At 71.0% G+C, this 9,417-nt stretch carries 8 protein-coding genes; 3 read left to right on the forward strand and 5 right to left on the reverse strand.

Annotation, left to right across the window (positions count from 1 at the left end):
• Positions 1-132: 132 nt before the first annotated feature.
• Complete coding sequence (locus OG568_RS47005) at positions 133-831, reverse strand: SDR family oxidoreductase (protein WP_329536047.1); 699 nt, start codon at positions 829-831, stop codon at positions 133-135.
• Positions 832-1,290: 459 nt separating this feature from the next.
• On the opposite strand from OG568_RS47005, the gene OG568_RS47010 reads away from it, so the two are divergent.
• Entirely contained in the window at positions 1,291-2,832 is a 1,542-nt protein-coding gene (locus tag OG568_RS47010; protein WP_329536048.1) for an amidohydrolase, read from the forward strand.
• A 74-nt stretch (positions 2,833-2,906) separates the two neighbouring features.
• A complete protein-coding gene (locus tag OG568_RS47015) occupies positions 2,907-3,563 on the forward strand; it encodes an isochorismatase family protein (protein ID WP_329536049.1) in 657 nt (218 codons plus the stop codon).
• Positions 3,564-3,776: 213 nt separating this feature from the next.
• Here the strand turns inward: OG568_RS47015 and OG568_RS47020 are convergent, their stop codons facing one another.
• Positions 3,777-5,084 (reverse strand): lysine N(6)-hydroxylase/L-ornithine N(5)-oxygenase family protein, encoded by a 1,308-nt coding sequence (locus OG568_RS47020; RefSeq protein ID WP_443077832.1) that lies wholly within the window; start codon positions 5,082-5,084, stop codon positions 3,777-3,779.
• Between the two features lie 99 nt (positions 5,085-5,183).
• On the opposite strand from OG568_RS47020, the gene OG568_RS47025 reads away from it, so the two are divergent.
• Complete coding sequence (locus OG568_RS47025; protein WP_329536050.1) at positions 5,184-6,137, forward strand: methionyl-tRNA formyltransferase; 954 nt, start codon at positions 5,184-5,186, stop codon at positions 6,135-6,137.
• A 49-nt stretch (positions 6,138-6,186) separates the two neighbouring features.
• Here the strand turns inward: OG568_RS47025 and OG568_RS47030 are convergent, their stop codons facing one another.
• From OG568_RS47030 to OG568_RS47040, 3 genes are read right to left on the reverse strand one after another with little or no spacing between them, the layout of a single operon-like run.
• Complete coding sequence (locus tag OG568_RS47030; protein WP_329536051.1) at positions 6,187-7,158, reverse strand: ABC transporter ATP-binding protein; 972 nt, start codon at positions 7,156-7,158, stop codon at positions 6,187-6,189.
• A 4-nt stretch (positions 7,159-7,162) separates the two neighbouring features.
• Positions 7,163-8,269: a FecCD family ABC transporter permease gene (locus OG568_RS47035; RefSeq protein WP_443077833.1), complete on the reverse strand. Its 1,107-nt coding sequence runs from the start codon at positions 8,267-8,269 to the stop codon at positions 7,163-7,165.
• 2 nt (positions 8,270-8,271) lie between these two features.
• Complete coding sequence (locus OG568_RS47040) at positions 8,272-9,267, reverse strand: FecCD family ABC transporter permease (RefSeq protein WP_443077912.1); 996 nt, start codon at positions 9,265-9,267, stop codon at positions 8,272-8,274.
• Between the last annotated feature and the right edge of the window lie 150 nt (positions 9,268-9,417).

A 9,417-nucleotide genomic window follows, 5' to 3' on the forward strand; every position in this document is an offset into this window, starting at 1 on the left:
CGCCCGCGGCTCACGGCGCGGCATCAGCGTGATGGAGTGTTGCAACGGGAGGGGATGCGCACCTGCCAAGTGCGCCCCCGCCCGAGGCCAAGAGTGGCTGTCTCGCCGCTCCCGAGCCGTCTTCCGTCTCGTTCACGCGGTCGGGTAGAGGAGTTCCAGGGGGCCGGACAGTGCGGCGCGCACCCTTCGGGCGGTTTCGTCCACGAGTACCTCCAACTCGTCGCGGCTGATCGCGTCCATGGTCTGTGCCGCGACTTCCTCAGCCTCCACCTTCGGAGCGTCGACTTCGGCGGTGGCGTCGGTGTCCACATAGCCCACGTGCACACCGATGACCATCGTCCCCTGCTCACGCAGCCCCATGCGCAGCGCGTTGGTGATCGACCATTGGGCGGCCTTCGACGCCGCGTAACCGGGGAACCGGTTGTTCGCCCGCCATGAGGCCACCGAGAGCATGTTCACCAGGGCTCCGCCACCGTTGGCGGCGAGGACGGGCGCGAAAGCGCGCGAGACCGCCCAGGTGCCCAGATAGTTCACCTCCAGCTCTTTCCGCGCGCCCTCCAAAGAGCCCTCCAGGAGGTCCGGCCCGGCCTGGATGCCGGCATTGTTGATCACGATGGTCGCGTCGGACGCCGTCATCGCCGCGGCCGCGATCTGGTCCGGGTCGGTGACGTCCAGGCGCAGTGGTTCCAGTCCGGGCGCTTCGAAGTCGTCGGGGCTGCGGACGCCCGCGTACACCTTGGCGGCGCCCCGTGCCAGCAGAGCGTGCGTGAATGCCCGGCCGATTCCCCGGTTCGCGCCGGTCACCAGCGCAACTGATCCTTCGATTTCCATCGGACACCTCGTTCCACGGTTCACCTGTCCGGGCGTGTGCTGTCCGAACCAAGGCGGCGCTGCCGAGGCGCCGCCTCTCTACTCATCCTGGCGCCTGTGGCGTGGCATCACATCATGTGGGGTTCGTGGCGGTGCTCAGCACACGGCTTCGTAACGGCCGGCGGCAGTATGTGCTGGCAGCGGAGGACCGACGGTGTTGATCAGGTCCTGTAACTGTGTGGGTGGCTAAGTGCCCTTCGCGGGGCAGGGACTGTCAGTTGAGACCGACAGGAGACGGGATACGACCAGCGAGGTAAGGTAAGGCTAAGTTTACTTGATGGGTGTTCGGTTGGGGATGCCCTCTGCCTTCCTCTGGGCGGGGCGATCACGTCGACTCGCTGACCGCGTCGGCACGTCTCCGGCGTGGGCGCATCCATGGCAGTCCCGTCGAGACCGTGTGTCGCCGCAGATGGAGGCTTTATGACGGACTTCGTAAGCGCCCAGAGCAGGCTCCCCGGAGGAGACCTGTCCCCGGCGACCGCGCTGACGCTCGACCGGGTGCGGCTCGGTGCGGGAGGACCGCTCGTCCGCCTGCGTGTGGCGGGCGGCAGGATCACCCATGTCGTCGCGGACGAGGGCGCCGGGGGTCGAGCGATACCGTCCGGCGGTGAGCGCGTCCTCGATCTGGAGGGGCGGGTGCTGCTGCCGGGCCTGTGGGACGCCCACGTACACATGGCGGAGTGGGCGAGTGTCCGGCACCGGCTGGACCTGTCCGGAATCGCTTCCGCGCGGGCGGTGGCCGACATCGTGCGGGAACGTGGCGGCGGGGCGTCCGACGGCACGGTGCTCTTCGGGTACGGGTTCCGGGACGGGTTGTGGCCCGACGCCCCGCACAAGCGACTCCTCGACGCGGCCCTGCCCGATCGGCCGGTCGCCCTGGTCAGCGCCGATCTGCACGCCGCGTGGCTGAACTCCGCCTGCCTCGCCCTTGTCGGCCAGGGCGACCATCCCACCGGTCTGGTCAGGGAACACGAGTGCCACGAGGTCCTGTCCGCCCTCCCCGAGGTACCGTCCGGGGTGCTCGACGGCTGGATCGCGGACGCCTGCGAGGCCGCGGCCGCGCGCGGGGTCACCGGCGTCATCGACTTCCAGTACGGCGACACGGTCGAGGACTGGGAGCGGCGCTCGGCCGAGTCCACGCCGGCCGTGCGGGTGTCGGCTGCGGTCTATCCGAGCCGCCTGGACACGGCCGTGGAGCGTGGACTGCGCACCGGGACCGAGATCGGTGCGGGTGGGAGCCTGGTACGGACGGGCCCGCTGAAGCTCTTCACCGACGGCTCACTCAACACCCGTACCGCCCTGTGCCGCGATCCCTATCCGGGGCTTGCGGGCACGGACGGTTCCCACGGTATCGAGGAGACGTCACCGCAGGAGCTGGTGCGGCTCATGCGGCGGGCCGCCGCGCACGGAATCGAGCCGGCGGTGCACGCCATCGGTGACCGCGCCAACACCGTGGCCCTGGACGCCTTCGAGGCGGTGCGCTGCCGTGGCCGGATCGAACACGCGCAGTTGCTGAGCCCCGAAGACCTCCCGAGATTCGCGCGGTTGGGTGTCACGGCGGGGGTGCAGCCCCGGCACGCGACGGATGACCGTGACGTGGCGGACCGGCACTGGGCCGGGCGCACCGAGCGGGCCTTCGCCTATGCCGATCTGCTGGCCGCCGGGGCCCGTCTGGAGTTCGGTTCGGACGCCCCGGTCTCGCCGCTCGACCCCTGGCTCGCCATCGCGTCGGCCGTCAGCCGTACCGATGACGATCGCCCCGCGTGGCACCCGGAGCAGCGCCTGTCCGTCCCGGACGCGCTCGTCGCGGCGGCCCGCGGGCGCCGGCTCATCAGGGTCGGGGACCCCGCCGACCTGGTGGTCGTGGACGTGGACCCGCTGAAGGCCGACACGGACACCCTGCGCACGATGCCCGTGCACGCCACGATGACGGACGGCCGCTGGACCCATGGGCCGTACTGAGGCGGGGCGCGGCGTCGTGGCGTCGCGCTGCGCGCTCCTGCCACCGTTCGACGACCAGTGAAAGGCCGATGCACATGTCGTCCCCCGACATGGCCCCGTATGTCATGCCCGACCCCGCCACGCTGCCTCCGGACCGGTCGGGATGGGCCATCGACCCGCGTCGCGCGGCCCTGTTGGTCCTGAACGTCCAGAACCACTTGCTGCACGTGTTGCGGGAGTCTTCCGCGCCGGCCGATCAACTCGTCGCCGGAGTAGGAGCGTTGACGGAATCGGCGCGGGCGGCGGGGATTCCCGTTCTGTACACCGTCGGAACCGCCGAGCGGGAGCCGACCGGGCGCGGGATCGCCTTCGGGCACCCGCGTTTCCCCGGGGACGACGACTCCCGTGCCGTCGTGGACGCGATCCGACCGCAGGTCGGCGACAGCGTACTGGCGGCGAAGAGGTTCAGCGCCTTCGCCGGCACCGGGCTGCGCCGCCGCCTCGCCGAGGTGGGGCGCGATCAGCCGGTGATCGTCGGGGTGTTCGCGCGGACGCAGGTGCTGCTGACCGCGGCCGACGCGTGGATGCAGGACATGGAGCCGTTCGTCGTGGCGGACGCGGTGGCGGACCGGGCGCGCGACGATCACCGGATGGCCGTGGACTGGATCGCGGCCACCTGTGGGGCCGTCAGTACAGTGCGTGGGGTGGCGGACGTGTTCGGCGGGCCGGATTCCCTGGCCCGGGTGACTTGAAGCTGGGTCGGACCCCGAGGCATGGCGTGAAGCCTGCCATGGGACCCCGAGGCATGGCGTGAAGCCTGCCGTGCGACGACCCCGGGACACGACGCGCAACCCACGCACCGGGTGATAGCGGAGCCGGCTACCCCATCGCACGGTCGTCATGGCACGAAAGCCCTGGGCCCGGACGGGACCGTACCGTCCGGGCCCAGGAGAGTCCTGGTGGGGTCAGTCCGCGGTCCGCCCGGCCAGTACGGAGCGGTGGATCTCGTCCGCCCGGACCGCGACGGTCGACAGCAGGGTGCTGGTCAGTCCGTGGGTGTGTTCGGTTCCGCCCTGGAGGTAGAGGCCGGCGGTCACCTCCGGTGCCGTCTCGACACGATGGTCCCGGCCCACACGGATCGCGTCCCCGTCGTCCCTGAGGCAGAGCTTGGCCGCCTCACCCAGCAGGGACGCGAGGTCGCGGGGCCGGTAGCCGGTGGCGAGCACGAGCACGTCGGCGGGCAGCACCTGCCGCTCGCCGGTGGGCAGGAACTCGACGGCGATGTCGAGACCGCCGTCGATACCGGGGGCGACGGCCCGGACGCGGGAGACGTTGAGGAAGCGCAGCCGCTCCCGCCCGGCCACCTTCTCCTGGTACGCGGTGGCGTACAGCGACTCGATCAACTCCATGTCGACCACGGAGTAGTTGGTGGAGCGGTGGTAGTCGAGCAGCGACTGTTTGACCTCCGAGGGCGCCGAGAAGTAGACGTCGACCGCCTCCGGGTCGAAGATGCGGTTGGCGAACGGGCTGTCGTCGGCCGGGGTGTAGCCGTACTTGGCGAAGACCGAGCACACCTCGGCGTCCGGGAAGGCGCGGTGCAGGTAGTCCACCGCCTCGGCGGCGCTCTGGCCGGCGCCGAGCACGACGGCGCGCCGTACCGGAGTGCCCGTGTCGGCCAGCCGGGTGGCGCGTGGGATCAACTCGCTGTTGTGCCAGACGCGTTCGGTCAGCTCGAGACCCGGCGGAACATGCGGTTCCAGCCCCATCGCCACGCTGATGTTGCGGGCCCGACGGGTCACGACCGTACCGGGACGGGCGGTTTCGCGGCTGGTCACGTCGAAGTGGACCACCCGACCGTCGTCGTCGCGGACCGGGTCGACGGCGATGACCTCACTGCCGTACGAGACCAGGTGGGAGACCCGCTCCGCGGCCCACTCGAAGTACTCGTGGAACTCCATCCGCAGGGGGAAGAGGGTTTTCTGGTTCAGGAAGTCGATCAGCCTGCCCCGTTCTCGCAGGAAGCACAGGAAGCTGTAGTCGCTGGTCGGGTTGCGCAGGGTGACGAGGTCCTTGAGGAAGGACACCTGCATCGTGGCGTCGTCGATCAGCATGCCCCGGTGCCAGCCGAAGCGTGGCTGGCGCTCCAGGAACAGCGCGCCCAGGCGACGGTCCGCCGGAAGGCTCTTGTTGTGCTCCTCAACCGCTATCGACAGAGCGAGATTTGACGGACCGAAACCGATTCCGAGGACGTTGTGGACAACTTCGGAATCCATGAGCGGTGACTTCACCGTGGCATCGCCTCCCTCAGGCAGCCACATGCTAGATAAGGTAAGGCTTACCTTGCAATGGAGTCGTTGAAGGGAAGGACCGTCATGCGGGTCGTCATGCTCGGCTACCAGACCTGGGGTCACCGCACGCTTCAGGCGTTGCTGGACTCCGACCACGAGGTGGTTCTCGTCGTCACCCATCCGAAGAGCGAGCATGCCTACGAGAAGATCTGGGACGACAACGTCGCCGAACTCGCCGAGAAGAACGACGTCCCCGTCCTGCTGCGCAACCGCCCCGACGACGCCGAACTCCTCGACGCCGTACGGGATGCCCGGCCGGACATCATCGTGGCCAACAACTGGCGGACCTGGCTGCCCCCGGAGCTGTTCGACCTCCCGCCGCACGGCACCCTCAACGTCCACGACTCGCTGCTGCCGTCGTACGCCGGGTTCTCCCCGATCATCTGGGCGCTCCTCAACGACGAGCCGCGCGTCGGCGTGACCGCGCACCGCATGAACGCCGAACTCGACGCCGGGGACGTCCTGATACAGCGGTCGGTGCCGGTCGGGCCCACCGACACGGCGACCGACCTGTTCCACCGGACCGTCGACCTGATCGCGCCCATCGTGCGCGAGTCGCTCGACCTGATCGCCGCGGGCCGGGACGTCGGCCAGTGGGTGCCGCAGGACCGCGGCCGGGCCAGTTTCTTCCACAAGCGCTCGGCGGAGGACAGCCGCATCGACTGGAGTTGGCCCGCGGAGCGCCTGGAGCGGCTCGTGCGGGCCCAGTCGGACCCGTACCCGAACGCGTACGCCTTCCATCGCGGTCAGCGGCTGAGGATCGTCTCCGCCGCCGTGTCGGAGGGGCGCTACGGCGGCACCCCGGGCCGGATCTTCATCCGCGAGGGAGACGGCGTGGTCGTGGTGGCGGGTGCCGAGGCCCACACGGGGCGCTGCCGGGGCCTGCTGGTGCGGCGGGTGCGCACCGACGACGGGACCGAGTACGCGGCCGCCGACTACTTCCGCACCATGGGTGGGTACTTGACGTCCCGCCCCTGAGGGAGCACATGGGTCCCCGCCGCTCGACGGCGGGGACCTCGTCGCCGTCTCAGTCGACGGCCGACGCCGAAACGGCCTCCTCGGCCCGGGAGCTGTCGCCGTCGTGGTGGTGCCGCCCCAGCGGGATGACCAGCGGTGTGCCGCTGACCGGGTCGGGAGTGATCCGGCAGCGCAGGTCGAAGACGTCCTCGACGGTGGCCTCGGTGACCACCTCGGCGGGCGTGCCCTCGGCGACGATGCGGCCCGCCTTCATGGCGATGACGTGATCGGCGTACCGGCACGCCTGGTTGAGGTCGTGCAACACCATGACCACGGTGCGGCCCTCGCGCCGGTTGAGGTCCGTGATGAGGTCCAGTACGTCGATCTGGTGGGCGAGGTCGAGATAGGTCGTCGGTTCGTCCAGCAGCAGGACGGGGGTGCCCTGGGCGACGGCCATCGCGATCCACGCGCGCTGCCGCTGGCCGCCGGAGAGCTCGTCGACCGGGCGGTCGGCGAGGTCGGTCAGGCCGGTCGCCGCGAGTGCCGCGGTGACGGCCTCCTCGTCCGCCGCGGACCACTGCCGCCACCAGGTCTGGTGCGGTGAACGGCCCCTGCCCACCAGGTCGAGGACGGTCAGCCCCTCCGGCGCGACCGGCGTCTGCGGCAGGAGGCCGAGTTTGCGCGCGAGTTCGCGGGTGGGCACGGAGCGCAGCGCGGCGCCGTCGAGTTCCACGACACCCTGGCGTGGGGTCAGCAGCCGGGCGAGCGCGCGCAACAGGGTCGATTTGCCACAGGCGTTGGCCCCGACGACGGCCGTGATCCGGCCGGTCGGCACGGTGAGGTCCAGATCCTCCACCACGGCCCGTCCGTCGTAGGCGAGATGCAGGTTCCGGGCCCGCAACTCGGGCCCGGAAGTGGTCGGGTGAGGGGAGCCGGATCCGTTCGGTCCCGGTGTGCCGGTGCTGAGTCCGGCGGGACGCGGGATGCCGGTGCCGGCCTCCGGGTCGGACGTCCGCGGGGTACGCGGGTCGGTGGTCGACATGCGATCAGCCTCCAGAGCCCGCGCGGTTGGCGCGGATGAGCAGCCACAGCAGGACCGGCGCGCCGAGGGCGCCGGTGACGATCCCGACCGACAGTTCCGTCCCGGGGATCGCCTCGCGTGCGAGGAGATCGGAGCCGAGGACGACGAACGCGCCGGTGAGACCGGAGACGAGCGGGGGCGGCGACGAGACGCCCGCCAGCCGCTGGGCGATCTGCGGGCAGGCCAGGGCCACGAAGGCCACCGGACCGGCCGCCGCCGTGCCGAACGCGACCAGCCCCACCCCGGTCAGCAGCAGCGCCAGCCGGACGGACTGGACGGGGGTGCCGAGCCCGGCGGCCACGTCGTCGCCGAGCATGAGCGTGCGCATCCAGCGGCCCATGCCCAGGGTGACCGGCAGGAGTACGGCCATGGCGAGGGCCAGGGAGTCCACCTGGTCCCAGGTCCGCCCGTTGAGGTTGCCGACCAGCCAGCCGATGGCCTCCTGCGCCTCGAACCGGTTGCCCCGGGCCACGAGGAAGTCGGTGGCGCTGGTGCAGATCCAGGACACGCCGATGCCGACGAGGATGATGCGGTACCCGGTGGCCCCGCCCTTCCACGCCAGCGCGTACACGAGCAGCGCGGTCGCCAGGGCGCCGAGCAGTCCCAGCGTGGACAGTCCGAGTCCGCCGGTCCGGCCGAGGACCACGGCCGCCACGACGGCCGTTCCGGCGCCCTCGGTCAGCCCGATCATGTCAGGGCTGGCCAGCGGGTTACGGGTCATCGTCTGGAACACGGCCCCGGAGACCCCGAACGCGATGCCGACCAGCAGCCCGGTCAGGGCGCGCGGCAGCCGTAGATCCTGTACGACGATGACGGTGCCGGGGTCGCCCGCGCCGCCGAGTGCTCTGACGACGTCGGTGAAGGCCACGGGATAGTCGCCGATGGTCAGGCCCCAGCAGAACAACAGGAACGCGCCCACGGCGACGAGCATCCCGGTCAGCACCAGGCGTGGGCGCAGTACGCCGGACACCGGGGGGACGGTCAGCCGGAACGGCCGGCCGCGCAGGGCGGACGGCGCGCGGGCGGGCGGTGCCGGGGTGCCTGGAGTGGCTGGGGGGGACTGTGCGGGCACGCTCACACCTCCGCGAGTTTCCGGCGGCGGACCAGGGCGATGAAGAACGGGCCGCCGAGGAAGGCGACGAGGACTCCGGCCTGGATCTCCGTGGGGCGGGCCACCATCCGGCCCAGGATGTCGGCGGACAGCAGCAGTACGGGCGCGAGCGCGGCGGACAGCGGCAGCAGCCAGCGGTGGTCGGGGCCGATCCCGGCGTACTGGGCGAGGACTCGGGCGATGTGCGGGACGACCAGGCCGAGGAAGACCACGGGACCGATGACGGCGACCGACGCGCCGGTCAGGAGCATGACCGCGGTGACTCCCTGGAGGCGTACCAGACCGAGCCGCCGCCCCAGGGAAGCGGCCACGTCGTCGCCGAGGGCCAGGCTGTTGAGGGCGGGCGCGCAGGACAGGGCCAGGACGGCGCCGACGGCGAGGAAGGGCAGGATGCGCAGCAGGTCACCGGAGTCCCGGTCGGCCAGCGTGCCGGCCGACCAGAAGCGGTAGCGGTCCAGCGCGTCCTGGTCGGTCAGTACCACGGCACTGGTGAGGGACGACAGCAGTGAGGTGACGGCGACTCCGGCGAGCGCCAGTTTGACCGGGGTGGCGCCGGAACGGCCCAGCCGCCCCAGGAAGAAGACCAGGACACTCGCGACGAGCGCCCCGGCGAACGCGAACCACACATAGCCGTACAGCGACGAGACCCCGAACACCGCGACCGCCACCACGATCGCGAAGGACGCCCCGGCGCTGACCCCGAGGATCCCCGGGTCCGCGAGGGGGTTGCGGGTGAGGGCCTGCATGAGCGCGCCGGACAGGCCGAGCGCGGCGCCGGTCGTCAGGCCGAGCAGGGTGCGGGGCACGCGCACCGACCAGATGACGTTGTCGATGAGACGACTCGGCGGATGGCCGAGAACCGAGCGTACGACCTGGTCGAGCGGGACGCTGAGCGCGCCCAGTGCCACGGACAGCAGGGACAGGAGGACGAGGAGGGTGACGGTCAGTGTCACCAGCACCGTGGAGCGAAGCCTTCTGCCTGAAGCCACTTGCCGGTCTCCATGTCGTCGCCCGGGTTGTCGCCGGGGCGCTGGCGGGTCATCTTCCGTGCTGGAAACCCCCGTTGACGGACCACCGGACGATCCTGTCAGCAGGTTAGGCGAGCATAA

Origin of the sequence: Streptomyces sp. NBC_01450 (assembly GCF_036227505.1) — a bacterium.
Classification (GTDB): domain Bacteria; phylum Actinomycetota; class Actinomycetes; order Streptomycetales; family Streptomycetaceae; genus Streptomyces.